This window comes from Paraburkholderia sp. BR10923, assembly GCF_040948765.1.
In the GTDB taxonomy this organism is placed as follows: Bacteria; Pseudomonadota; Gammaproteobacteria; order Burkholderiales; family Burkholderiaceae; genus Paraburkholderia; species Paraburkholderia youngii.
In genome coordinates this window covers 75,088-99,338 of record NZ_JBFPKO010000027.1, presented here as the reverse complement: position 1 = coordinate 99,338, position 24,251 = coordinate 75,088, and the positions used below count along the sequence as shown (strand labels likewise).

At 56.8% G+C, this 24,251-nt stretch carries 17 protein-coding genes; 10 read left to right on the top strand and 7 right to left on the bottom strand.

Annotation, left to right across the window (positions count from 1 at the left end; all coding sequences use genetic code 11):
* Positions 1-581: 581 nt before the first annotated feature.
* From AB3X94_RS34450 to AB3X94_RS34440, 3 genes are all read right to left on the bottom strand, one after another.
* Complete coding sequence (locus AB3X94_RS34450; protein WP_368613834.1) at positions 582-1,523, bottom strand: hypothetical protein; 942 nt, start codon at positions 1,521-1,523, stop codon at positions 582-584.
* 912 nt (positions 1,524-2,435) lie between these two features.
* Positions 2,436-2,693, bottom strand: coding sequence for a DUF4148 domain-containing protein (locus tag AB3X94_RS34445; RefSeq protein WP_368613833.1), 258 nt, complete (start codon positions 2,691-2,693; stop codon positions 2,436-2,438).
* Between the two features lie 140 nt (positions 2,694-2,833).
* The gene (locus AB3X94_RS34440) at positions 2,834-3,778 is read right to left on the bottom strand and encodes a LysR family transcriptional regulator (protein ID WP_368613832.1); all 945 of its coding nucleotides are present in this window, start codon (positions 3,776-3,778) and stop codon (positions 2,834-2,836) included.
* A gap of 183 nt (positions 3,779-3,961) precedes the next feature.
* Between AB3X94_RS34440 and AB3X94_RS34435 the strand changes: the two genes are divergently transcribed.
* From AB3X94_RS34435 to AB3X94_RS34425, 3 genes are all read left to right on the top strand, one after another.
* Positions 3,962-4,885 (top strand): dihydrodipicolinate synthase family protein, encoded by a 924-nt coding sequence (locus AB3X94_RS34435; protein ID WP_184227211.1) that lies wholly within the window; start codon positions 3,962-3,964, stop codon positions 4,883-4,885.
* Between the two features lie 237 nt (positions 4,886-5,122).
* Positions 5,123-6,565, top strand: coding sequence for an MFS transporter (locus AB3X94_RS34430; protein ID WP_184227210.1), 1,443 nt, complete (start codon positions 5,123-5,125; stop codon positions 6,563-6,565).
* Positions 6,566-6,754: 189 nt separating this feature from the next.
* Positions 6,755-7,828 (top strand): porin, encoded by a 1,074-nt coding sequence (locus tag AB3X94_RS34425; protein ID WP_368613831.1) that lies wholly within the window; start codon positions 6,755-6,757, stop codon positions 7,826-7,828.
* Between the two features lie 765 nt (positions 7,829-8,593).
* Here the strand turns inward: AB3X94_RS34425 and AB3X94_RS34420 are convergent.
* The 4 genes from AB3X94_RS34420 to cynR form a co-directional block, all read right to left on the bottom strand.
* Positions 8,594-9,073 (bottom strand): DUF1348 family protein, encoded by a 480-nt coding sequence (locus AB3X94_RS34420; protein ID WP_368613830.1) that lies wholly within the window; start codon positions 9,071-9,073, stop codon positions 8,594-8,596.
* A 123-nt stretch (positions 9,074-9,196) separates the two neighbouring features.
* Positions 9,197-9,445, bottom strand: a complete 249-nt coding sequence (locus tag AB3X94_RS34415; protein ID WP_342964143.1) for a hypothetical protein — start codon at positions 9,443-9,445, stop codon at positions 9,197-9,199.
* Positions 9,446-9,649: 204 nt separating this feature from the next.
* Entirely contained in the window at positions 9,650-9,973 is a 324-nt protein-coding gene (locus tag AB3X94_RS34410; RefSeq protein ID WP_018437282.1) for a DUF4148 domain-containing protein, read from the bottom strand.
* A gap of 447 nt (positions 9,974-10,420) precedes the next feature.
* A complete protein-coding gene (gene cynR / locus AB3X94_RS34405) occupies positions 10,421-11,311 on the bottom strand; it encodes a transcriptional regulator CynR (protein WP_368613829.1) in 891 nt (296 codons plus the stop codon).
* 153 nt (positions 11,312-11,464) lie between these two features.
* On the opposite strand from cynR, the gene AB3X94_RS34400 reads away from it, so the two are divergent.
* The 7 genes from AB3X94_RS34400 (at position 11,465) to AB3X94_RS34370 (ending at position 23,409) form a co-directional block, all read left to right on the top strand.
* Positions 11,465-12,124 (top strand): carbonic anhydrase, encoded by a 660-nt coding sequence (locus AB3X94_RS34400; protein WP_036661880.1) that lies wholly within the window; start codon positions 11,465-11,467, stop codon positions 12,122-12,124.
* A gap of 63 nt (positions 12,125-12,187) precedes the next feature.
* The gene (cynS, locus tag AB3X94_RS34395) at positions 12,188-12,658 is read left to right on the top strand and encodes a cyanase (protein WP_368613828.1); all 471 of its coding nucleotides are present in this window, start codon (positions 12,188-12,190) and stop codon (positions 12,656-12,658) included.
* A 146-nt stretch (positions 12,659-12,804) separates the two neighbouring features.
* On the top strand, positions 12,805-13,284 hold the full coding sequence (locus AB3X94_RS34390) for a DUF1348 family protein (RefSeq protein ID WP_010808884.1): 480 nt from the start codon (positions 12,805-12,807) through the stop codon (positions 13,282-13,284).
* Between the two features lie 3,175 nt (positions 13,285-16,459).
* Positions 16,460-17,305 carry a TnsA endonuclease C-terminal domain-containing protein gene (locus tag AB3X94_RS34385; RefSeq protein ID WP_368613827.1) on the top strand — a complete coding sequence of 282 codons (846 nt, stop codon included), beginning with the start codon at positions 16,460-16,462 and terminating at the stop codon, positions 17,303-17,305.
* An 11-nt stretch (positions 17,306-17,316) separates the two neighbouring features.
* Entirely contained in the window at positions 17,317-19,737 is a 2,421-nt protein-coding gene (locus AB3X94_RS34380; RefSeq protein WP_368613826.1) for an integrase, read from the top strand.
* 9 nt (positions 19,738-19,746) lie between these two features.
* Entirely contained in the window at positions 19,747-21,300 is a 1,554-nt protein-coding gene (locus AB3X94_RS34375) for an ATP-binding protein (protein WP_368613825.1), read from the top strand.
* A 276-nt stretch (positions 21,301-21,576) separates the two neighbouring features.
* A complete protein-coding gene (locus tag AB3X94_RS34370) occupies positions 21,577-23,409 on the top strand; it encodes a TniQ family protein (RefSeq protein WP_368613824.1) in 1,833 nt (610 codons plus the stop codon).
* The last annotated feature ends 842 nt before the right edge of the window (positions 23,410-24,251 follow it).

The window sequence follows — 24,251 nt, the reverse complement described above, 5'->3', positions numbered from 1 at the left end:
AGTACACGCGTTGCAAGACGTCGTGGACCGCGGGGTGACGCGTTGTTTTTACGTCTAGAAGCAACGGGCAGCGGCACTGCGGCATCACCCCCAGTCCTCTGTGCCGCAGACAACCGCTGCGGTCGCACGTCGGTGCGAGGGGGCGGCTTACCCTCCTATTGCCGACTTTGAGACAACGGCGATGCGAGCGTCGCCTATGGGTCGACTACAGCCGACCGCGTCGGGCAGCAGTCGGCCAACGGCGGACGTAGCTGCGCGCCGCTCTTATCAGCTGTTCAAGTCGGTCGGGTTTGTAGCACGTCGAGAGATCCCTGTCGCCATCGATCGTGGTCACGCGAATCGCGCCTTTCTTACAGGAACAGTGTCGTCAGTAACGACCGTGGTCGTGCGTATCGTCTTTGGCGCTTTCAATGCTAAGGATGTCCCGGCTTGCGCTAGTGTAGCTACTACAGTAAGTGCGAATGTCGGTGAGAGTTTCGAAGCTGTCAAGATGCCGGTGAGTGTGTCTCCAACGACATCGCGGCAGTCAAGGAGAACGCCCTTTTTTAGCCCCGCAAAGAGCGGGGCCAGCATTCAAAACTTTAGTCGTTTGCCACAGCCGCTATCTTCTTCTTCGCCTCATTAATATCATTCAGCCCAATCGTTTGAACTCCATTGCCGCGAAGCTCATAAGGAACATTCATCTTATACAGCACCTTCGATCCATTTCTGTAAGGCATCACATTGACATAAAGCGGCACCTTTCTAGTTCCAACCTGAAGATTGTATGCCGCAAACTTCTCTATATCACTGGCTTTAGGCTCGTTTTTGCTAAACTGATATGCTCCTAGTTTTCTCAGAAAGTTAGCGTATGTCGATTCTGAATTGAATGGAACGTTAATTTCTCCGCTAACAGGCGCGGAACGGTGGATGATAAAATTCTCTGGACTGGATAGTGCGCTGCGCAAATCAGCTGCAAGCGTTTGAGTCGCAGCTAACTCGGGATACTCCGTGCAAAGCCTCACACTTGCTTCGGGGCCAATTTTGATTTTGGCCGAACTTTCCCCGACGCTATCTACGTCGACGGAAAAAGAAACTTTCGATTGGAGTCGCGCAGACGGTATAGGCGTTTGGATTGCTGCGCCTCTTGTGTCGCCTCGCGCATATGAAGCTGTCATATGATTGGCGGTTTGCGTTGTATACAAGCCTTCGAAATTGTAAAATTTTGTGGTTTGATACTTATATTCCGTGCGAAGCGGGAAGTGCGTGTTTGCATTTGCCGCTGAAGCCACGGCATTGACTATATCCGTTGGAGTAACGGGGGCGCCGGAGATGCTGTCCCTCACAAAATGAACGGACGTCTCGGATGTCGAAATATGGACTGATTCGTCGCTGAATGTTGTCGGAGCCGCACATCCGGACAAGAAACAAGCGGCCAAGACACCACCAGCTCCAACTAGGCAATCTGATTTCATCGTTATCTTCCTTGACATTTTGTAAGCGCATGCGGCTGCAACAAACAAAGAGCTGGCGATTCGAATCATTTGTGGTCCCCCAGGTTATGTGGTTGTGTAATGTTTGGAAAGGCGCCGGAACTCTACCCGGATCCCGTTGTTTTTTGAAGGGATCAATCACGCTAGGGCAAACCCGTGTTCAGAAACTCGTCGCGGCGTGCCCCAGTCGCGGCAACTTCATCGCCTCGATATTCGCCATGCACGCGAGTCGCGCCGCGTCGATTTGCGGGCCGCGCCTTGATCGAGCTGCGCGAACTCTCGTATGTCGTGCGTCGTGGCTGGCGTTCGCGGCTGCCGCCTAGTTAGGGCGTGCATATTGGCAGCTCGCTGGCTATCGTCGCCTGGACGCCTCTCGCCTTGAGCGACGCGCTTCGCACGTAAGCGTCGAGCCGCTTCAACGCGGCGCGATCGTTCCGGTCGTCGACGACAGCGCGCACAGGCGGGCCGAGGCCGAGCGACAGAATGCGTTCCGCAAAACAGTCCGCAAAGGTCGAGCGTAGACCGAAGCGTGCAGTGTTGCGGATGGCACCGTCTCAACACGGCCATGAGCGGCCGGTCGAGGTCGTCGTCCAGTTTGGGTGGCCGAGGTGTCGTTCGCCCTCGCTCAATGGCCGGTATCCGGCCAGCAAATTGCGGAGGGCACTGCCTTAACCCGGCCAGGAAGAGACAATCGAGACTCTCTTTCCATGGACATTTGAACGGCAGGTACCGGTCCGCCAAGCGTCATTCAAGCGTGGAAGGGCCTTAAGTGGACAGCGTCAAGCAGCGCGGCGGGTCGACCACTTTGCTTGTCGCGCCCATTCAAGAACGCCGAGCCAAAGGTCGACCGCTTGGGAAAGCTTCGGAAGAGACGGGTTCACCGATGGAGAAGGGCCAGTTCGTGAGGCTTACAGCATCGGCCAGCCATAACGAGGTCCGCCGGCTAGCGGGCAAAAGGACAAGTCATCGTTGCTCGGTGCCAATTTTAGTCGCCGCCTGGCGCAGGGATGCCGGTTGCTCAGCTTGCAATCGAGCTTCGGCCTTCTGCAGCCTGGCAGGATAGTCCACATCATCGGGGATCGGGTTGTATCCAGCTCTTTCGAGCTTAACGAGTTCGGCTCGTACTTGTGCCCGCGTAACTGGTGCGTCAGTTTGGGCGAACGAAGCGACGGGAGCTGAGGCAAGCAGGGCGAGCGTACCCGCAACGAATATCTGTTTCATCACAAAACCTACTTTTTGGCGCTAGTTAGTCGGGCTTCTCAGAGGCACGAATTATATGTGCCAAAATCTAGGTATTTACCCTCATCCGTACAAAAGTGAATTTCCACCCACAAGCAGAACTGTGCGCCCGCAGAAGCTTCTCAGATGGATCGCAGGAAGGCTGCAGACATGCCCAGCCGAAGGTCCGAGGACAAATTTCGCGATCGCGCGATTTCCTTGGTGAGTTGCATCACCGTGCGGCACGCCAGCGTTAGTTCGCCATGTGGGGACATAGCCAGCGCAATGAACCGCGGTACTGGCGGATCGACCACCATCGACGCTTGCAACTGACATTCCTTTTCGAGATTCGCGATCGCGTAAGGTCCGAGCAACGCGTAGATTCCGCCGTCCGCCACGATGTGCCCTTGCAGGCTCAATGAGTCGGCTTCTGCCGCGAAGTTAAGGGTTACCCGATGTTCACCAGCGATTTGTTCCAGGCGGTCGCGCCAGCTATTGGGGCGGCAGAAAGAGACCAGCGGAATTCCGTTGAGCTTCGAAAAGGCGATCGTACGCTGCTCGGTTAAAGGATCGCCCTTTGCCCCGACAAGGTAAGTGGCGGCCTCAACCAGATACTCATCACCGTCTTTCGGTGTCGGACTGTTTCGGAAAAGGATTGCGAGATCAACGCTGCCGTTTTCCAACCACGTTTCCAACAACGCTCCTTGACCTTCGCGCACCTGCAGTTGCACCAGGGGGTAACGCTCCCTGAGACGATGGTAAAGGGTGCTGACAAGGGGATGAGCGGTTGAGGGCAGTATCCCGATTCTGACCACCCCGATCGGCTCTCCCGCCGTGCTCCGGATGTCGTTGGACAATTGTTCGGTACTGGCGAGCCACGTTCTGACGCGCGGGGCAATTCGCGCCCCAAGCTCCGTCAATACAACGCCGCGCCCCGTCCGCTGAAACAGGCGGCCGCCGCAGTATCGCTCTAGCTCGACGATCTGGCGGCTGATGTGTGGCTGACTTGTCTCATAAGCATTGGCAACCTTGCTCAAGCTCCCCAACTCAGCCGCGTCGATGAATAGCTTCCAGGCAGCGTAGTCCATCGCTGGCCTCCAATCGAGATATACCAAATCAGTATAGCTGAAATGTCCCTTTCAGCAGTTCTCGCATGGGCCGCTCCTCCCTACACTGCAACGCATGCACCGTTGTTTCCAGCCTGAAGCGAAAGAACCAGCGGGCTCTCCTCTGCGGAAAGAGGAGCCGAAAAGCTCATATTTGGAGGCGTCATGAAGGCAATCGATCTGCGCGGTTTGGTCCCGGCACCTGTTACCCCCTTTACCCGTGATGGAGCAGTGGACCATGCAGCAATTCAACGGCTGGGTTCCTGGCTTGGCAGTATCGAGGGCGTGAAAGGTCTGACTGTTCTTGGCCACGCTGGCGAAGGCACGTTCCTCACGCAGAAAGAACAGGCTGAGGTCATTCAAAGCTTCGTCAAGTCGGTAGACGGCAAGATCCCGGTCATCGCCGGTATCACGCTGGAAGGCACCGAAGTGGCGGTGGAAGAGGCGAAGCGCGCTGTAGAGGCAGGCGCGTCGGCAGGTCTTGTGTACCCGTCGCACGGCTGGTTGCGCTTTGGCTACCAGAAGGGGGCGCCGCAAGATCGCTACCGCGCCATTTACGAAGGTAGCGGCCTGCCGCTCATCCTGTTTCAGTACCCGGATGCCACCAAGGCAACCTACAACCTGGACACGCAACTGGACATCGCAGCACAGCCTGGCGTCTTCGCAATGAAGAACGGCGTGCGCAACATGCGCCGCTGGGACACGGAAATCCCCGTCATCCGTCGCGAGCGTCCGGAACTGCAAATCCTCACCTGCCACGACGAGTATTTGCTCCACACGATGTTTGACGTCGATGGTGCGCTGGTCGGCTACGGTGGCCTGGCCCCCGAACCGCTGATTGAGCTGATCAAAGCGGGCAAGGCGAAAGACTACAAGGCCGCTCGCGCTATCCATGATCGCCTGCTGCCCGTGACACGCAATGTGTACCACCGCGGCTCGCACATGGAAGGCACCGTCGCACTCAAGCACGGTCTGGTGGCGCGCGGCATCCTCGAGCACGCTACGGTGCGCTCGCCGTTGATGCCGCTCGCCGAAGGTGCCGACGTGGAAATCGCAGACGCGCTTCGCTCGGCGGGCCTCGTCGACTGACGACAAAGCGGCGCACTGAAAGCGTCATTGCGGTAGTGGAGCGGCGCCCGGCTTCGCTATCGATGTCGAGCGGTAACGGCGACGCGCGAAGCCTCGTTTCGCGCGTCGCCCACAACAGGATCGGTAAACGACCAAGAAAGCTCCGAAGTCGCGACACAACCATAGGGAAACGCGACCAGTGCTTCAAGACAAGAAGAAATCTGAGGGCCCATAAAATGCAGCTTTTCAGGAGACAGCATGAACACCCCTTTGACCGCTTATGGCGTCGGCGTTGGTCAATCCGAGAGCGCAACGCGCACCACGCGCGAGCGGTTGCGTGCGGCGAATTTGCTGTTCCGGATCGAGAACGTACCGTTCTGTCGGTGGCACACGAAGGCCCGGATCATCATGGGCAGCGCGACCCTCTTTGACGCATTCGATGCGCTCTCGCTTGCTTTTGTCCTGCCGGTTCTGGTGGGTCTCTGGCATCTTTCTCCCGGCCAGATCGGCGTGCTGATCGCCGCCGGCTATCTCGGCCAGGTCGTGGGTGCGTTGGTGTTCGGCTGGCTTGCTGAGCGTATCGGTCGCGTACCGAGTGCGACCGTGACGGTAGGTGTGATGTCAGCCATGAGCATCGTCTGCGCCTTCACCGGCAGCTTCCACATGCTGTTCTTGATGCGTTTTCTGCAAGGCATCGGCGTGGGCGGAGAAGTGCCCGTCGCGGCCACGTATATCAACGAGCTGTCGCAAGCGCATGGCCGAGGACGCTTCTTTATCCTGTACGAACTCATTTTCCCGCTGGGTCTGCTTGCAGCCGCGCAGTTGGGTGCGTTCATCGTCCCACGCTTCGGTTGGGAGTATATGTTCCTCGTGGGTGGCATTCCGGGCATCATTGTCGCCTTCCTGATTGCGCGTCTCCCCGAATCGCCACGCTGGCTTATCTCAAAGGGACGCTTTGATAAGGCGGAAGGAATCATCGAGCGCCTGGAGGCCAGCACGCCCAAGCGCAACCTCGATACGCAGACGCAGAAGGCCGAGGTTGACGAGCGCGTGGTGAGCCTTTTGAACGGCCTGCAGTCTAAGCAGAAGGGATCGTGGAAGGAACTTTTCTCGCCGTTCTACCGTGGGCGCACCATCATAGTGTGGTTACTTTGGGCGACCTCTTACTTTGTCGCGAACGGCATCAACAACTGGCTGCCCAGCCTCTACAAGACTGTCTACCATCTGCCGCTGCAAGAGTCGCTTCACATGGCGTCCATCTCGAACGTCCTGAGCACGTGTGGGGTGCTTGCCTGCGCGTTGTTGATTGATCGTGTCGGGCGCCGCCGCTGGGCAATGGCCTGTTTCATCATCAGCGGCATTCTGCTCGCCGTGCTGGGCATTCATGGCGCTGGCAGCGCGTGGTCCGTGATGTTCCTGGGATCGTCGGCCTACGCGGTCATGGCGACCACAACCGTACTGCTGTACCTCTACACCCCTGAAATCTATCCGACCCGGATGCGCGCGATCGGTACGGGCCTCGCGACGTCCTGGCTGCGAGCCGCTTCTGCTGCCGCACCCGCGATCGTCGGCGTCGTATTAACAGGGAAAGGTATCGCTGCGGTATTCATCCTGTTCGCTGTGGTCAGCGCAGTGGGCTTCTTCGTGGCTTCGCGAATGGTGGAGACGACCAATCGCGCGCTCGAAGAGATCTCCCCGTAACCGCTCGCATCCCTTGTCGCTCCTTCTCCTGATATTGACTCAAGGGAAGGAGCCTCCGGGCTCGCAACACCTTTAATTTCAGCGCGACAGGTTCGCCAGATAGCGACAACGCTCCCAGACCTTCCGTTCGTAGTCCTGATCGGATGTCGGTGGAGGTCGCATATAAAAAGATGAATGGAGACAGCCGAGATGAAAAAGGCACAACGGGTCATGGCCCGCGCTTCGATACGGAACGTTGCAGGCACACTTGGCGTAGCAGCGATGCTAAGCTCGGGCCTCGCATTGACCTCTGTCAGCGCCCGCGCAGATAGTGGTTCCCAAGTCCAACTGTATGGGATCGTCGGCACCTATGTCGGCAGTGTCAAACGTAGTGACACGCCGCAATCCACGGTACTTATGGGCAGCGGCGGATTGACCACTTCATTCTGGGGAATCCGCGGCAAGGAAGATCTGGGCGGCGGCGTTAGCGCGATCTTCGCCTTGGAGAGCTTCTTCCAGCCTCAAAACGGCGCGCAGGGCCGCAATGCCACAGACCCGTTCTTTTCACGCAATGCGTACGTGGGCTTTCAAGGCGACTTCGGTCAGTTGACGTTCGGGCGCCACAGAAATCCGACCTATACGGCCGAATCCCTCATCAATCCGTTCAGTTCGTCGACTGTCTTTTCTCCGCTCGTCCTTCAGACATTCGTGACCAATTATGGCGGCACGATTATCGGCGATACGGTGTGGAATAACACCGCCAAGTACACAACGCCAGACTTCAAAGGTTTCGGCGCAACGGTGATTTATGGCCTCGGTGGCGTCGCGGGGTCGCCCGGCGTCAGTAACCTCGGCGTTCACCTGAATTATCAAGGTCACGGCCTCACGGCAGTGCTATCCGGTCAGCGCGTACGGTACACCGCAGCCGGGCCGGTGGGCGCACAATACGCCTACCTCGCGGGCGCAGCGTACGACTTCAAGGTCGTGACGCTTTATGGCGCGTGGGCGATGACAAGTGACGTGAGTACGCCTACAGGCAGCCACACGTACCAGGCGGGTTTCTCCATCCCATTCACACCGGCCGATTTCCTGCTCGCCGAGTGGGCGCGGACGCAACGGTCGGGACCGACCCCTGCGACCAACGGCTTCCGCAATACGGCGTCTCTCGGCTATGACCACTTTCTCTCGAAGCGCACAGACATCTACGCGATTTACACCTACGACAAGCTGAGCGCTCGCCCCACCGGCAACACCTTTACGGTCGGCGTTCGACACACGTTCTAGTTTCGGCCCGGTGGTGAGCACCTCCTCCATTGGAGCCAGTGGACGATTCCAGCGGGTTCCCGAAGCATCCTGCAGACGGGAAGCGCCTCGATGAGCCTGCACCGAGATGGCGGGTGCTCGGTCGGCACTAACTCTGCCCGCGAGTGGCGGTTGTGCCCTCGGAAGCCGCCGTTCTGGCTAGATGAGGCGGAACGGCGGCTGAGGGTCGGGAGTACGCACTGCCGACTGGCCGCTTACGGGCCGCTGAATTCAGTGACCGTTTTCGGGCGACGAGTTTCGGGAGCGGACTGACGCAGCCCGACCCTTCCCGGTCATCCCCTGGATTCGAGTTGAGAGAGCGAATTGGGTCTATGAGCGGTCATCCGGCCTGATAACCACTTGCACGGCCTGCGCCAACAAGCCATCCGCTGCCGAAGACTAGTTCTTGCGGAGGCTCATCGCATCAGGAATCTCTGTTTCCAATGCAAACAGGACGCCGTTCAGCCCGCGCCGGTATCCACACGAGGACGCCCAGAGGATTCCAGAAGCAAGGGCAGCAATCGCTTGAGGGCGGACTAGGTGAGAAGGACAGCGAGATAGACAGCGTCAAGCAGCATGGCCGGTCAAGATAATTTTCGCCGCCCAGCGAGACGACCAGGAACCCCCAAGCGGGGGCGGGGTTGCTCCTTCATTGCGAGCTTCGGGAGGCCGTCCCCGAAGCTGTCTCACCTTTGCCTTTGCTTCCCCCGAGTGCATCCAATCGAAGCGACACGATCAGCCTGGCTACTAGAGGCCGAGATCTGACAAGCCGGGATGATCATCCGGACGGCGGCCGAGCGGCCAATGGAACTTCCGCTCTTCTTCCTTGATTGGCAAATCGTTGATGCAAGCGTAGCGACTCACCATCAGACCGTCCTCGCGGAACTCCCAGTTCTCGTTGCCATAGGACCGGAACCAGTTACCAGAGTCGTCACGCCATTCGTAGGCGTAACGCACGGCGATCCTGTTACCAGTGAACGCCCACAGCTCCTTGATGAGACGATACTCGTGCTCCTTCGACCATTTGCGCTCAAGGAACCCTCGGGCTTCATTGCGGCCGTTTGCGAATTCAGCACGGTTGCGCCAGCGAGTATCCAGGCTATATGCGAGGGACACTTTGGCAGCGTCGCGGGTGTTCCAGCCATCCTCGGCCAGGCGCACTTTCTCGACGGCAGATTCGCGTGTGAAAGGAGGGAGCGGCGGACGGATTTCAGTATTAGTCGACATGGTATTACCTCAGTGGTTAGTGGATGACCCGAGACCGGGCCGAAGGTTGGATAAGAGCTGTGCTGCGAGTCCTTGATCGCTCGATCTGGCGATTAGCCCGTGTACATGGCGGACTTCGCTCGCTTACGCCGCAAAGGTGATGTAACCGCCAGAGTGCGTCATGATGTGCGCCCAACGCACCGCCGCGTACAGGCCCTCGGCGCACGCAAAGTCGCTGCCGTCAATCGCGACGACCCACTGGTCTTCTTTGAGGCGTAGCGCGAGTCGTTGGTGGTCGACCAGATCGCTGTACCAGCGCCATGTGGCTAAGTTTGACTCGTCCGACTGCAGAGCTTGATGAAGGACAGCGACTTCGTAATGTGAGTGGCTCATGACAGTCTCCGTGAAGTACCGACCTTCATATGATGTAGACCGGTCTATATCCGATGGGCGACGCGATTGCCCGGGTTCGGCTCGTTCGCTAGGCAAACTAGCGAGCGAATCGTTACCTGGCGAGAATGAAGCACGCGGACGTGCCAGGACTTGCGCGATACTTCAGATCGCGTGGCGTCTAGTATCCGCAGTGCCGTTGGACCATTATTGGCCGAAATAGATTGGCTGCATGCCGTCGTTGTCGAGGTGACGGGCAGTCTTGGGAACACCCGCTGACGAGGAGCCTGCCTCGGCGACACCGCCATAGCTCGCATCCCCGCGTTGCGCTGCCAGGCGTGCTTCGGCCGCCTGAATCTCGGCGGGGTAGTTGGGGTCTTCTCCACGAGACTGGTCGTAGCCCACGGCACGCAGTTGCGCGAGTTCCGCGTGAACCTGGGCGCGAGTCAATCCGGATGTGTCAGTGCCTGCGAAAACGGGGCTGGTGACAGATGCAGCGATAACGAGTACCGCAAGGAAGCGAGATTTCATGATTCTCTCCAAAGAAACAGTGACGATGGAGCAAGAATGCATCAATCCGGCTATAGGGTCTAAGACCGATATCCTATGTTCTCTATAGGATAGGCAAATAGTTCTGGCGATGGGTTGAGAAGCCCGTTTTCTGACCAGACTGCAGACTTCTCGGAATGCGCCGTTGCTAGCTTCCGTCCCGCGATTGCCGAATCTAGGCCCGGTGCTCGAGTTGCTTAGTGCCAACCCCGGCTGTCTTCAACGCCGCGTAAACCACAATCCAGTTCCTGGCCGAAGTCGAGCGCCCACTCCTCACCGTCTCACCGCACAGTCATGCTCTTCAGCTGAAGCTTTGCGATGCCCACACCACCGGCGCGGGTTGTGCGAAGCGGCGTAGGTGTCGGTCCTAACGGAGAGCGCGTTACGTGTCGATCTCTTCGCTTCGCGCGTCGCGCGCCGCGATCTCCATTAGCGTCGGAAGTTCTCCGTCAATTCCATCAACACCTGGACGAAGGCCCTGCTCGCTGCCGTCCGATACGCGTCCTTGCGTTGCAGCAGCACGGCCGTGCGCGTCGGCAGCGGCGGGTCGAGCAGCACGGGGTGCAGCTCGGTATGCTCGCGCGCGATGCCGTCGGGCAGTACGGTTGCGAGCTGCCCGCGCCGCACGATTTCGACGATCGCACTGATCGAACTGACCTCGATGGCAACCTGCGGGAGAATCCGGTTCTGCGTGCAGTATTCGTCGATGTAACGCCGCGTCGCGAACGCCTTGTTAAGCAGCACCAGCCGTTCGTTGGCGAAGTCCTGCACGGACAGCGGCTTGCGGCGCGTCGCGCGCGCATGGCCGCCGCCGACGACGAGGCTCAGCGTCTCGCGAAACAACGGCTCGCTTTCGACTTCCGCAGTGTGGACGGGCTCGAACGCGATGCCGGCGTCGAGCCTGTCGTCGGCGAGCTGCGCTTCGATCTGATCCTGCGTGATTTCCTGAATGTCGATCGCGATGCCGGGATGCAGGCCGTAAAAACGATCGATCACGGGCCCCACGAGATACGCCGTGAAGGTCGGCGTCACGGCAAGGCGCAGATTGCCGCGGCTCAGTTCGCCGACGTCATGTATCGCCCGCACGCCCGCATCCAGATCCTGTAGCGCGAGCTTCGCATAGCGCATCCACGCCGCGCCCGCATCCGTAAGTTGCACGTTCCGCCCCGAACGGTCTAGCAGCTGCGTGCGCAGCGTCTCTTCCAGTTGCCGTATCTGCTGCGACAGCGTGGGCTGCGAAACGTGCAGCGCCTCGGCGGCGCGCGTGAAATTGCAGTGTTCCGCGACAGCCAGGAAATAACGGATATGACGCAACAGCATGGCGAATTCCTCGTCCTCGAATAACTATTGGTGTTGCCTATGGTGCGCATCATAAACCCGTCTTGGACACTATGACGGAACAGGTTCATTCTCTGTTCAACGCATCGCACTTGAGCGACACGGCAACGAACGCCAGATTGAATGGAGCAGACCATGCAAGAGATCATCGACGGTTTTCTGAAGTTTCAGCGGGACATCATGCCCGCGCGCAGGGAGTTGTTCCGCAAGCTGGCCACCAGTCAGACGCCGCGCACACTGTTCATTTCCTGTTCCGATAGTCGCATGGTTCCCGAACTGGTCACGCAGCGCGAACCGGGCGATCTGTTCGTGATCCGCAATGCCGGCAACATCGTGCCTTCGTTCGGTCCTGAGCCCGGCGGTGTGTCGGCAACGGTCGAATATGCGGTGGCCGCGCTCGGCGTGACGGATGTGGTGATATGCGGCCACTCGGACTGCGGCGCGATGACGGCCGTCGCGACGTGCAAGTGCCTCGACCATATGCCCGCTGTCGCGAACTGGCTGCGCTATGCCGACTCGGCGAGGCTCGTCAACGAGGCGCGTGAACATGCGGGCGAGCGCGAGCGCGTCGACTCGATGGTGCGCGAGAACGTCATCGCCCAGCTCGACAACCTCAAGACCCACCCCTCAGTTGCACTGGGACTCGCGCAAGGCCGCCTAAATTTGCACGGATGGGTCTACGACATCGAATCCGGCTCGATCGACGCGCTCGACGCCGCGACCCGCCAGTTCGTGCCGCTCGCTGCGCATCCCGATGTCACCGCGACGCCCGCCGAGTGCGTGGCTGCGCTCTGATTCCCGGCTTGTCACACCGACTGTCGATCTCACCAGGTTGATTTTTACCCAAGGAGCAACATCATGACCCAATCGCAAGTCACACCGAAGGCACGCGAAGCATTGACGGAAACGATCGTCGACGCGAAGGTGCGCAAGAACCTCACCTTCGAAGCCATCAACGAAGGCACGGGCTTGAGCCTCGCATACACGACAGCCGCGCTACTCGGTCAGCATGCGCTGCCGGAGAATGCGGCGAAGCTCGTCGCCGAACGCCTCGGGCTCGACGACGACGCCGTTCGCCTGCTGCAAACCATTCCCGTGCGTGGCAGCATTCCGGGTGGCGTGCCGACCGATCCCACCGTCTACCGCTTCTACGAAATGGTGCAGGTGTACGGCTCGACGTTGAAGGCGCTGGTTCACGAGAAATTCGGCGACGGCATCATCAGCGCGATCAACTTCAAACTTGATATCCAGAAGGTGCCGGACCCGGAAGGCGGCGAGCGTGCCGTCATCACGCTCAACGGCAAGTATCTGCCGACCAAGCCGTTCTGAATCCAATGATGCAAAGACGAAAATTCTTACTGAGCACCGGTGCCGCGCTTGCTTCGGGCGGCCTTGCCCTCTCGGGTTGCACGATGCCGAGGCCGCGCTCCACGTCGAGCACCAGCAACGCGCTGTACCCCACACGGAGATCCGAAATGACTTCACCCGCAGCAATTCGCCCGCCGCTTCCCCCGTTCACGCTGGAGACGGCCATCGAGAAAGTCCGTCTCGCGGAAGACGGCTGGAATTCGCGCGATGCCGCCAAGGTCGCGCTCGCCTATTCGCTCGACACGAAATGGCGCAATCGCGCAGAGTTCGCGAACAATCGAGCGGAAGCGCAGGCGTTCCTCGAGCGCAAGTGGAAGAAGGAGCACGAGTATCGTCTGATCAAGGAACTGTGGGCGTTCGGCGGCAATCGCATTGCCGTGCGCTACGCCTACGAATGGCACGACGACTCGGGCAACTGGTTCCGCTCCTACGGCAATGAGAACTGGGAGTTCGGCGAGGATGGTCTCATGCAACGCCGCTATGCGTGCATCAACGATATGCCGATCAAGGAATCCGAGCGCAAGTATCACTGGCCCTTGGGCCGTCGACCGGACGATCATCCGGGACTGAGCGAGTTGGGGCTTTGAAGCCCGGATCGTTACAGCCGCGGTGAGCGATCAGCGCCCGACAATTTGGTAGCGAAGAACGACGGATTGTTGGGCGTGCGCCGGCGCGCCGTCGGGATGTAGCGACTTAAATGTCGTTGAATTGTTCGCGACTTTTCGTTTGCTCCTCTTGGGTGAAAGTATGATCTGTGTCCGGTGTCAGGTCTGAGCTGCAAACCAGTCTTTCAAATCGCCAGTCTGCGGAATCGACGATCGGCCGCAGTTGGCCGATCGGGAGAAGTCGCCAACGGCTGCTTAGGGGCACGCCGGTTCGCAAAAACTGAATTCAGCTGACTGACCGGTTTCGAGAAGGCAATCTGACCGGAGTGGGTCGACAGTACGCATTCGTTGAACCGTTCGTAGCCCCGTCTCGGCGAACGGCCGGTGAGCGCCCGTAAGCACGCATGTCGGCGTCGACACACGAGCGTCAGCATTGGCCGAATCGCGCGCGTTCTTCTTAGTCGGACCCGAGTTTTTCGTTGTATCTCGTACCCCACGAGTTCCATATGGCAGATGAGCCACTTGTTCCTCCGCGAGATGAGGATCGCCTCATTATTGGACTGCAGAGCACGGAGACGCAACCCGGTGGACGGGTAGAGCCCGGGCGTTTCGTGGGCACCGTCGGTCGATGGATGGCGAGCGGAACCCAGCGTGCGACAAACGAATTCCATCGTTCCGATGGGGTCACTGAAAAGCGACCCGATTCAGATGCCTTGATCGCATGCTGAGATGCGTTCCGGACGCGAGCGATCATTCGCATGTTGCGAAAAATCACATTCGCCAGCACTGATCGCCAATGGCTTCAAAGTGACCTGCAACCGCCATACGGCGCATTATCACCGAGCGTCCCGAAAGGTCGAATTTGCGCCCGTACCTCGTCCGTCAGGTCCCGAATAATGCGGCCGTGCCAACGGCAGAAGGCGTGCGTTTCCCATTCCTGCCGAGAGTACGGAAATATTTGTGCAATGCGTCAATAGCACTAGATTTTAGGGCGCAAGGCGAGGAACATTTACGTTGCGGCGCATCATTCTGATGCTCAGTGCAAGAAAAAGTGCTTTGAGAGTCGGACCGCTAGCAGACCGCTTCTGTGAGTTTTTCTCGCAGGAGTCCCCATACGATGTCCTAGTGCATGTCTCCCCTGCTCCTGAAAATGCAGTGTCCGTCTACGCTGAAAATGCCCTCACGTCGCGTGGGCCGATTAAGCTTCAATAGATCTTGTCTGCTGGCGCTGGCTGCAAGCCAATTGTTGCGGCCCGGTCAGGACGGTGCACACGTTTCCACCCTAACATATGGCATAGAACTCGCCGATGTCCAGAAAGTCCTTAACTGATAAGGATAACAAACTATTAAAATGAACGTCACGAGGATGCCAAGTCATAGTCTATCGAGAAATAAGGAATGTACGAAGAGTATTGCCGCGACGGCAATCATCCATCAGAAATTGGCTTCTATCACCATTCTCACATCGTATCGAAAATTACAAGCCCGCACGGCCGCGCGTGAAATTGCGTCTTTGGAACATATAGCATGAAAATATCATGCGATATGAGAATCGGGCCTACTTGCCAATCGGAGAGTAGCTTAAGAACTCCACGCTATGACGAATAAATCTCATACGTCTTAACGCACCTTAATCCACCGACGAAATTTACCTCTTGTAGCTTTGAAAAAGATGTGCTCTTCTGCATTCTGCTTGGGATTGTGGTCGGTCGCTCGGATGGAAGATCGACTCGCGGACGCCTCAGTTCCAACGCTTTCATCTCCACCAGCGGTAGCGGCAAAGCGGTGGGTCCGATGAAACTGTGACGACGCAAAACATGTGAGCCAGCGGCAGATTTTCGACCGCCGACTCGCAAGTGCGAAAGGAGGTATGTAGCGAGAGATTGCTTTCCGGCGACTCGGTGACCCGGACGTCTATGTCCGATTGTTACGCAACGCGCGGAAGGGATAGGTGCGGCCAAAAAGCTCCCGCACAAAGAGAAACGGATGCCCCGTCGGGACGGGGCATCCGCTATTGTCGGCCCCGGACAGCGAGCCATGTACTGCTTGGTTGCAGCGCTTATGGTCGCGCGGACGAGGCGATTTGTCAACCATTCTCCGAAGGAGAAGGGATATGCTTTCGTCTAATGATTGCCCGCAAGTGCACGATCAGGCCATTGTCGGCCGAGGAAGCCCTGCAGGGCTGCGGAGAGGGTCGCCGGATTATTCCAGGCTGCTCGATCGGCAATTTGCAGTCCTGCAGCAGCCTGCAACTGCCGTAGACGACTTCCGCCGCGCCAGCCCTCCCGTTGAATGTCGCGATGACGTTCCAACCGAGGTTCTCATGTTCAACGGCGCGCGGTCAGGGGATCGCCTATTGGAGTTGGACAGTTTGGCGAACCATGTCGCGTGCATCTCACCTCGTTATCGGCTGATTGCCCATGGGCACTGCCTGCTTAGAAACACCGTGTCAGTGAGCCTTGACGCCGCGTTGGAGAGATTGGCGACGGGAGAACCCTTTAGGCAAGCAGAGGTCATCGCGCTGGATGCCCCCGATGAGGATTGTCAGCACCTAATCCGGGCGGCGGTCCTGATTGCAATTATCGTCGCTCGTGGAAGCTTGATCATCTGCGCGGTTGATCCTTGTCGAACGCAGGCTAAGCTGCTCAAGTTTGTCCTAGTGAGCCTCGGACTCAAGCTGAAGGAGCTCTCCTTCGAACCCCGGGGGAGCGCATCCGCGTCCTCCAGCTCGAACGCTGAGAAGCCTCCCAAAACTCGTGACGCGAATCGAAAGAAGCCCGTGGCTACTTACGCCGTCAGTGAGCCTTTGCGTCCGACGATTAGCATCCCCGCGGACCATTCGGGACCGAAGAAACTGAATGTCGACCCGGCACGAATTGATGCTCTTATGGACTCTTCAGCCCTTGCTTGGGAGGCAGCGCGGCGGGTCGCATGTACCGCCGCATACCGCAACGATTTTGCAATTGGCCGATTGTTGCAAGAGCGTCGTTTGCGGTGATCGTCTGGTCCACAAGATCGCTGGTCCCATAGGGGCAAAGCAGCGCCTGATCGGTGCTGCTTCGTCACACCAGTGGTCCACAGCGAGAGGCTGTCTTTCCAACTCTGCGCCGGATGCTTCTTAGCACGGCATCCGGCGCTTCTCGTGCTGGAGGCTCAAATGACGAAGAAAACGTTAAAAAACGAAAAGTCAACGCTGGTACGCAAGCTCAAGGAACAGGACAACGCAAACAGCAAAGGGTTTCACTACCGGTGGCGGCATACGGGGGAAATGCGAGGGTCCGGAATCAAAACACGGTTGTTTTGCGAGAAGGCGGCGCTTGGGGAGTTGCACTTAATGTCCGAGGCGCAGCACGCGGAATTTCTCGCAGGTTGGTACCGCAATGACGTAAAGGTTATCTACGAACATGTTGCTCTTGACCGCGATAAAACGCAACGAGCGGCTGCATCAATTGATGTACCTCATCCGATCTATCCGCGGATTGGTTACGCAGCGGTGCTTAGCACCGACCTTGTTTACGTCACGGAACGAGGGGCGCTCCATAACCGCGAGGCGAAGTCCGTAAAGTCCTATAGCCGACGAACTGAAGGCAGGCTGACGCGTTCGCAACGGATCGAACAGAAGACCTGGGAAGCCGATGGAGCCTCGTACTCGGTGGTCCGGGCCAACGGCATGCATGCATCGTGTTCCAAAAATTTGGCCTGGATCTTCCGGGCGTACAACGACACGTACAAGCGGAAACTGTCTGACGGCGAAATAGTGGCGCAGCACGAGTTCCTTCGCCTCGTCCGACGGCAGAAAGGGATGCGTGTCATCGAGGCATGCAGACTCATTGACCGGACATTTGCCCTTGCTGCAGGTTCCGGCGTACGCGCCTTCCGGCAACTCGCCGGCGCCAAACTGTTGGCGTTTGACCTCACCGTTCTTGACCCTCTGAACTTACGCCTCGAAGAAATCTGGCGGCCAAAACCCGACAAAGAAAGAACGTTAGGACGGTCATCTTAAAGGAGGCTCGAATGCAAGTGCAATCGACGTGTCCATGCACGGTCGCCGTTGGTGAGGTGCTAAAAGAGCGCGCCGGCGACCGCATCTATATTGTGTTGAAAACTGGCAAGAGCTCTAGATGGACCCATCTGATCGACATCGAGCATAAGGCGAAGTCGGCATCCTGCCGAAGGGCATTACCGTTTAAGCTTAGAACGGACGATCTGCTGCTGCGACTGTCCACGAATGTCGAGCCTGAACTCGCGCTCGAAAAACTGCCGAAGCACCCAGGTAATGTGTCCGAGCGGAGGCGTGTACTGGCTTTCTCCCCGTCGCGGAGGTCTGAAAAATTCCAGGAAACTGCCGATGATCCGACCAAGTCAAGAGGCTGGCAGATCATCACGGGACTGTTGACCTTCGACCTCCCGTTCGATGATGACGGAACGCAGCCTTCGCCTTCGATCTACGGAGATCAGTTTGAAGAGTTGCTTCACAAGGAAACACGCAGGACAAGAATTTTGCGATATTGCGCAGTTGCGGGCATATCGGAAGACACTTCTTATAGAACGCTTAGGCGCTTTTGGCAGCAGGGAATGACGCCGGCGGCGGCCTCTGATGATTACGACCGGTGCGGCGGAAAAGGGAATCCGCGGCAGTGGAAAAAAGCAGGTGGGTCGACACCAAAACGCAGGAAAATGAAGGCCTCAGCCCGGGGGAAGGAAGTGCTGCGGTTGCTGGCGCTGGCAGCTGACTACTATGCTTCTTTCGCGTACTCGAAAGGAACGAGATCACAGAAGACGCTCGAGCAGGCCTTAAGCTGGATACGGTCGACCTTTCTACGTGATAGGGTGGTCTACAACGACAAGGGGGAAATGCTCGAACTGACACTCAAGGGTCGTATCGTTTTGACAGCAAGACAGCTGCAATACTACATCTATCAAAACTACACCTATGAGGAACGACGCATCCATAAGGTTGGCAGACAATATCTGCTTCACGAGCGCCCACTGACTGGCCGACTTCGAACGTCGAGAGGGCCCGGCGAGCGTTTCCACATTGACGCGACGATCGCAGATATTTACCTCGTGGGTCAAGTCTTGCGGACCAAGGTTATCGGCAGGCCGGTTCTCTATCTCGTAGTCGACGACTACTCGGCAATGGTCGTCGGGTTCTATCTCACGTTCGACCCACCGTGCTGGGACGGGGCGATGATGGCCCTTGCCAATGCAATCAGTCCAAAGGTCGCTTTTTGCCGATCGCTGGATATATACATCGAAGAGAGCCAATGGGACGCAAGTCGCATGTGCGAAATCGTTTATGCCGACCAGGGAGAGGTCAGCAGCGTTCATAAGGCACATCCCCTCATCACGTATTTTCGCGTAGAGGTATCGAATGCGCCGGCTTATCGTCCGGACCTTCGAAGCATAATGGAGCGGCGATTTGGAATCATCCCGGCCATCTGGAACGCGCTCGTTCCGGGGATTGTCGAAAAAGGATCATTCGAACGTGGTGTTGAACACCCCGCATATGACGCGCCGCTCGACATTCAGGAGTTCAGGCGGGTCGTCTGCTATGCGGTGCTGAACTACAACAACCGGATCATCCGTGGCTATCCCACACCCCCGGAGATGGTTGAACGCGGACTTGCTCCGACACCCCTAAATCTCTGGGCGTACGGCACGGAGATAAATGGGTGTGGGAGACACGTCGATGTGGCCGATTTTCGGGCGAAGGTTATGCCGACATCGACAGTCCCAATAGATGGTAAGGGAATTTGCCACAACGGGCTGCATTACGCTTGTCCAACGCTTTCGCTCCTCGAACGTCAGTCCATGTTCCGAGGCCAGAAAACCGAGTCGATGGTCGAAATCGGATACGACTCCGCTGACAACAGCGCCATCCAGCTCTTTGGATTGGGCGAGCCGATCTCCTGCCCAATTTCCGATCATGAAATCGACCCACTTCGCGGGATAACTTACCAGGAACAGTCGCTCTACAACGAGCTGGACGCTACAAATCAAGGCATGACTAAGGAAGCTGCTGAGCCGGACCGCGCGATGACGGACTACAACATCGCGAAGATCGCCGAGAACGCCAGCTCGAAAACTTCACGGGCCTTGGAAGAAGCCGGTATGACGCGCCCAGACATAAGTGATATGGACGAAATGCGCCAGATGGAGCGGTCCGTCCAGGCGGGGGCTAAACGGCTGGATGGCAGGAAAAAATCGGGGGAACGCAGGAAACGGGCGTCGCTCAAGAACTCGCTGAATAACATTCAGCAAGAGGAGGGCCGCACGAATGTGGAGCCACCAGAGACATATGACGATGAAGGAGACGCTTATGAGAAGTCAGGGAACAAGAGCAGTATCGCGCTGGACGATCCGAGCCGGATGACCACGAAGGAGCTTCGTGAACGGCGCGCCCGCAAGTTGCTTGCGACAATCGGTGAATAGGAGGGCAAGATGGCTATCAAGGATTTGGATAAGAAACAAGTGTCTGATGCAGGATCGCGCGTACTTGAGCCTGTCAGGCAATGCGTTGAGGCGGTGGAGGCGGTGTACTACAAAGGTGACAGATTGCTCCCGGAGTACAGGAGCAATCAGCTGATTTCTGCCCTGGGGCCGATCTGGAATAACACAGAGCTCCTAAGGGCGATCGACGTGCCTGTCGTCATTAATGAAAGTGAGAAGACGCGAAATGAGGAATACCGATTGCACGCAATAGGACGCCTTTCTAATCTTGTCGTGGCGTTTCCTGCTCATCTCGAAGTGGTAAACACTACACAGCTCATCATTCGCCAGCACTACGTCAATCAAAATATTCAGGGCAATGTTGCTCAAGGCATTGGGGAACGGTATAGGGAGAATTGTGATGGGAAACTCGTGGCCGTATATCCGCACCAAAGGTCCCATGCTTATTGCTTTGGATTATTCGGTCAATCGGGGGGCGGCAAGAGCACAATATTGTATTCTGCGCTAAGGTTGTTACCGAAAGTGATTCATCACAAAGAATACGGCGTCAATCAGGTTGTCTGGATAAAAATAGACTGCCCACGGAGTGCCAGCCTTAAAGACACACTCAAACTTCTTATATTGACCTTTGACGACCTGCTTGGGACCGACTATATGAAGGAGGTCGGCAACAGGGCTACGCTGGCGGATTACGCAAACAAGCTTCATCGCATTACCCGTCTTCATCAAACTGGTCTCATCGTTCTTGACGAGATGCAGAATGCTTTGCATGCAGTCGCGAAGAACGACCCTCTTTTCGACTTCTTTGTCAATCTCACCAATGTGGTCGGGATACCCGTTATCGTCAGCGGAACACCGAAGGCCGCCCAGCTCTTCCGTAAGACGTTACGTCCCGCGCGGCGTATTAGCAGTCATGGTGTGACTAACTGGAACGGAATAACGAACGACGACGACTGGCGCCGGTTCTGCAATCAACTGCAGAAGTACCAGTGGCTTGCTAATGCAGCTGACTTGTCGGAGAGCGTGCGGAAATATTTGAAGGTCCTTACACAAGGTCTTCCCGGCGTAGCCGTTCCTCTGTTCCAGTTGGCTCAGTACGCCGCAATCTACACTGGAGCTGAGAGGTTATCTGGAAAGATTTTCCGCGAAGTGTTCGATGAAAAGATGGCTTCGCTGAGGCCGATGCTCGATGCAATCCGCTCCGGTAACAGGGCGCGGATGATTGAATACGACGACTTGCTGGGCGATACATTGCACGACGTCGTGGAGTCCATGGAGACGGAGGCGAGACGATACGGTTACTACCAGGCCGCGATGGAGCATGAGAAAAATGAGTCGGCGATTCATGCCGTGTCACGCCTCATGCTGCTTGGAGTACCGCAGGAACAGGCGTCGTCGCTTGTCGACACTGTTCAACGGGAATATCCTGCGGCTTCCTCGCAAGATCTGAGCAATGAAGCAGCACGCCGCTACTTTATAAAAAAGGGGCCCGCAGACTCGCTTAAGAGCTCCGAACCGAAATCCACGGAGAAGATCATCCCGTAACCGGGATGTCAGTGATGAAATTGGCTGTCGCAAGCCTGAAGGCTCACTGTCCTACCGGGACAACCTTGGCCTTAGGAATGTGACAGTCGTACGAACTCGAATTGTGGGTCACACCCTGGGGAAAAATCGGCACCAACGCGCCGAATTCCCCAAGTGCAGAGCTCTGGTGACGGAAGTTGTTGAAACCGGCAGGAGCTCCGAGAGCGAGGAAGCTTGGGCCGGCGTTCTGCGGGCGTGACGTTCCTGTATTGAGTGGCACTGATAGGGAGAGATGCAATGGCTATCGCACTGTTTCCGCCTAATGAAGGCGAAACCCTTGAAAGCAGCATTGGACGCTACGCAGAGTATATGGGTCTCAGTTCTACAGTAGTTCTAAGGCGGTTGCTTTTCGGCTATGCCTGTTCGCCAGGCACTCGCCTTCCCAGCGCCATGTCTTACTTCGCTGAACAGACAGGTGCCTACTGGGGTATGGATGGGGAGGCCATAATTAGACGCCATACAGAATTTCAATACGTTACTATGATGGCATCAAACTTTTTGACAGATAGTCTGCTGCTTAAACTACTTGCTCCTCCCGATAGCGGGAAGGAGGTGATGAAATATAACGGCGGTTTATCGCGTGAGGTCGTTAGAAAATTACGATACTGCGAAGAATGCTTGAGTGAATGGCGAAGTAAAAATATTACTCCGTTTTGGAAAATTGATCACCAGTTATCGGGAGTGTATTGCTGCTCTCTTCATTCGAGCATATTGAAAGCGACAGGTCAGCAATTTTCCAAAAATTCGTTAGATCCCACGGTATCAAGTTTAAGGCGAAATTCGGATGAGGCAGTGCTTAAACAGGTGTCGTCATTGGAAAGAGATGCTATCGTTGACGTCGCTACAAGGAGCGCACAACAAAGGATGACCGGCCACTCATGCCGGCAGGCAAAAACATATCGTGAGCTATTGATAAGATTGGGATTTTTGCGTCCCGATGGCACGATAACTAAGGCGGCGCTTATTAGGAACTGGTTAAGATATTTCGGCCCAGAATTTTGTCACTTAACCGGCATGGACGCGCAGAAGATTACAACATGGTCCCACAATATTTCGGGATGTGCAAGTGCTTCACAATTTCCTCACCCGTTTATGTTTGTCGCGGCGGATTCATTTCTTGACTACTGCTGTAAATCGCCAGGTTCGTTGGTGCCGGCGATTCATGCCGACGGGAAAGGCCAGGAAGCGCACAGCCGTCAGGGCGAGCATATAATTCCCTCCAATTCTGAGCTACCTGAATGCACCGGGGTTCTGCATAGAAGCGGCGATGGTTATAAATTTGCTGGGGGACTGAGGAGATCAGGCGGGTGGAAGGTTGTATGTTCCTGTGGGATTTCTTATCGAGCTAAAGACGAACCACAACGTGGTTTGATGCGCCTGACGCCGTTCGCTTATGGGCCACGATACATGCGGCGATTCTGTACCTTGCTGGCGCGAGGTGATACTTACATAAGCAGCGGACGGAAATTGAATATACCGAAGTCGACTGCGTTGGGTTGGGCGCGTAAGGAGGGATATGTCCGGCGTGTTGAAACGATGCCGCTGGCAGAAGTGGGGAAACTACGCTCAACGTGGCGCCGTTTGGTGGAGAGGGCTCCCTCGGAGAGTCGCATAACCTCAGCTTGTCAAAGCAATCCCGGTGTGTATAGAACCTTGCGTCAGAGGGACCGGGCATGGTTGCTCACGTTTAATCGTAAGCATCGGTCATGGCGTTCTGGTGGGTCCTATGATGCCGCAGGAAAGGAATCAATTCACAACAGGATTCGCGAAGCCAAGAGCGCAGTAATTCAGATGGATCCGCCTGTTCGGGCGACTACTGCCAAGATTGTCGGAACTGCAGCATTGCCCGTAACTACAGCTAAAGCCAGAAAGTCTACTTCTGCCCTGCTGCGGGAATTGACAGAGCCGAGACAAGACTACCTTGAAAGGGTTATTTCGTGGCTTGCTACGCTGGCCGCGAGCGGAAGGCTGAAAAATTGGGAAGAAGCTGTTCATCTTGCTGGCCTGAGCCGTAGAAGCTATACGAAAGAGCAAAGAGATCGAATTCGTTGCTTTCTCAAAAGGCAATAGCTATCTTCGTGCCCGACACCGCCGGGCATCTCTTCGAAGCGGCAGGATAGCAAGCGGGGGATGGGTATTGAAGCCACCTTTTGTCTCAAAAAACACAAATGCGCCGGCGGCCATTTTTTCCGGTGCTGCCTGTCCGGAGAAAATCCCTAGATGCGACCAACCTGTCGGACGGCCGGACAGCAGCGACGTAGCTTGACGAGCGACGGCGAAATGGCGTCCGCGAAGGCCCGATGACGGATCAGGGTGATAGTTGCCGGCGCTGGATTTCCGGGACGATTCTCCGTCAACCTTACCCGGGCCTTTCGTCTTTGCAGTCCATCCGGTTCGCTCGATCCACCCCCACCTGCTGGGATTCCCATGGGCCATGGGCTGCGACGCCCAAGCTTGATGCCCGATTCCTGCCTGATTGCGGTGCAACATATTTTTGATGCACCCCCTTTTTAATTCAGTCTGGAGGCCGTTGAGCCGCGGGCTTCTCGCAGACATTGTGTTTCCGAGAATCCGTTGGCTCGAGGGCGACAGCTAGTTGCCGCAAACTTTGAAGATATTTAGTGGCGCGTCGTGCGACGGTGGAGTGGGCCTAGGAGCGGACTTTTGTCGCAGACTTTGATGTGCGCAGATATCTCACTATCGGTGCTCTGAAGGGAAACAATTAAGTCAGTCGGAGAACAATTAAGTCAGTCGGGCCTAACGATAATTTTTCTCTCTTATCTAGTATGTTTCAAAAGTGATCCTTGCTTTTACGCAGCGAACCAGCGTTTTGCTCGCCTTCAGGACCCGCGACGACTTATTCTTTACCTGGTAACCCGATAAAAAGTGGAGATCGATTGCGCCAAGAGGAT

Coding starts and splice junctions, on each gene's coding strand:
- AB3X94_RS34450 (WP_368613834.1), bottom strand. CDS start 1,523: ATGATTCGAATCGCCAGCTCTTTGTTTGTTGCAGCCGCATGCGCTTAC.
- AB3X94_RS34445 (WP_368613833.1), bottom strand. CDS start 2,693: ATGAAACAGATATTCGTTGCGGGTACGCTCGCCCTGCTTGCCTCAGCT.
- AB3X94_RS34440 (WP_368613832.1), bottom strand. CDS start 3,778: ATGGACTACGCTGCCTGGAAGCTATTCATCGACGCGGCTGAGTTGGGG.
- AB3X94_RS34435 (WP_184227211.1), top strand. CDS start 3,962: ATGAAGGCAATCGATCTGCGCGGTTTGGTCCCGGCACCTGTTACCCCC.
- AB3X94_RS34430 (WP_184227210.1), top strand. CDS start 5,123: ATGAACACCCCTTTGACCGCTTATGGCGTCGGCGTTGGTCAATCCGAG.
- AB3X94_RS34425 (WP_368613831.1), top strand. CDS start 6,755: ATGAAAAAGGCACAACGGGTCATGGCCCGCGCTTCGATACGGAACGTT.
- AB3X94_RS34420 (WP_368613830.1), bottom strand. CDS start 9,073: ATGTCGACTAATACTGAAATCCGTCCGCCGCTCCCTCCTTTCACACGC.
- AB3X94_RS34415 (WP_342964143.1), bottom strand. CDS start 9,445: ATGAGCCACTCACATTACGAAGTCGCTGTCCTTCATCAAGCTCTGCAG.
- AB3X94_RS34410 (WP_018437282.1), bottom strand. CDS start 9,973: ATGAAATCTCGCTTCCTTGCGGTACTCGTTATCGCTGCATCTGTCACC.
- cynR (WP_368613829.1), bottom strand. CDS start 11,311: ATGCTGTTGCGTCATATCCGTTATTTCCTGGCTGTCGCGGAACACTGC.
- AB3X94_RS34400 (WP_036661880.1), top strand. CDS start 11,465: ATGCAAGAGATCATCGACGGTTTTCTGAAGTTTCAGCGGGACATCATG.
- cynS (WP_368613828.1), top strand. CDS start 12,188: ATGACCCAATCGCAAGTCACACCGAAGGCACGCGAAGCATTGACGGAA.
- AB3X94_RS34390 (WP_010808884.1), top strand. CDS start 12,805: ATGACTTCACCCGCAGCAATTCGCCCGCCGCTTCCCCCGTTCACGCTG.
- AB3X94_RS34385 (WP_368613827.1), top strand. CDS start 16,460: ATGACGAAGAAAACGTTAAAAAACGAAAAGTCAACGCTGGTACGCAAG.
- AB3X94_RS34380 (WP_368613826.1), top strand. CDS start 17,317: ATGCAAGTGCAATCGACGTGTCCATGCACGGTCGCCGTTGGTGAGGTG.
- AB3X94_RS34375 (WP_368613825.1), top strand. CDS start 19,747: ATGGCTATCAAGGATTTGGATAAGAAACAAGTGTCTGATGCAGGATCG.
- AB3X94_RS34370 (WP_368613824.1), top strand. CDS start 21,577: ATGGCTATCGCACTGTTTCCGCCTAATGAAGGCGAAACCCTTGAAAGC.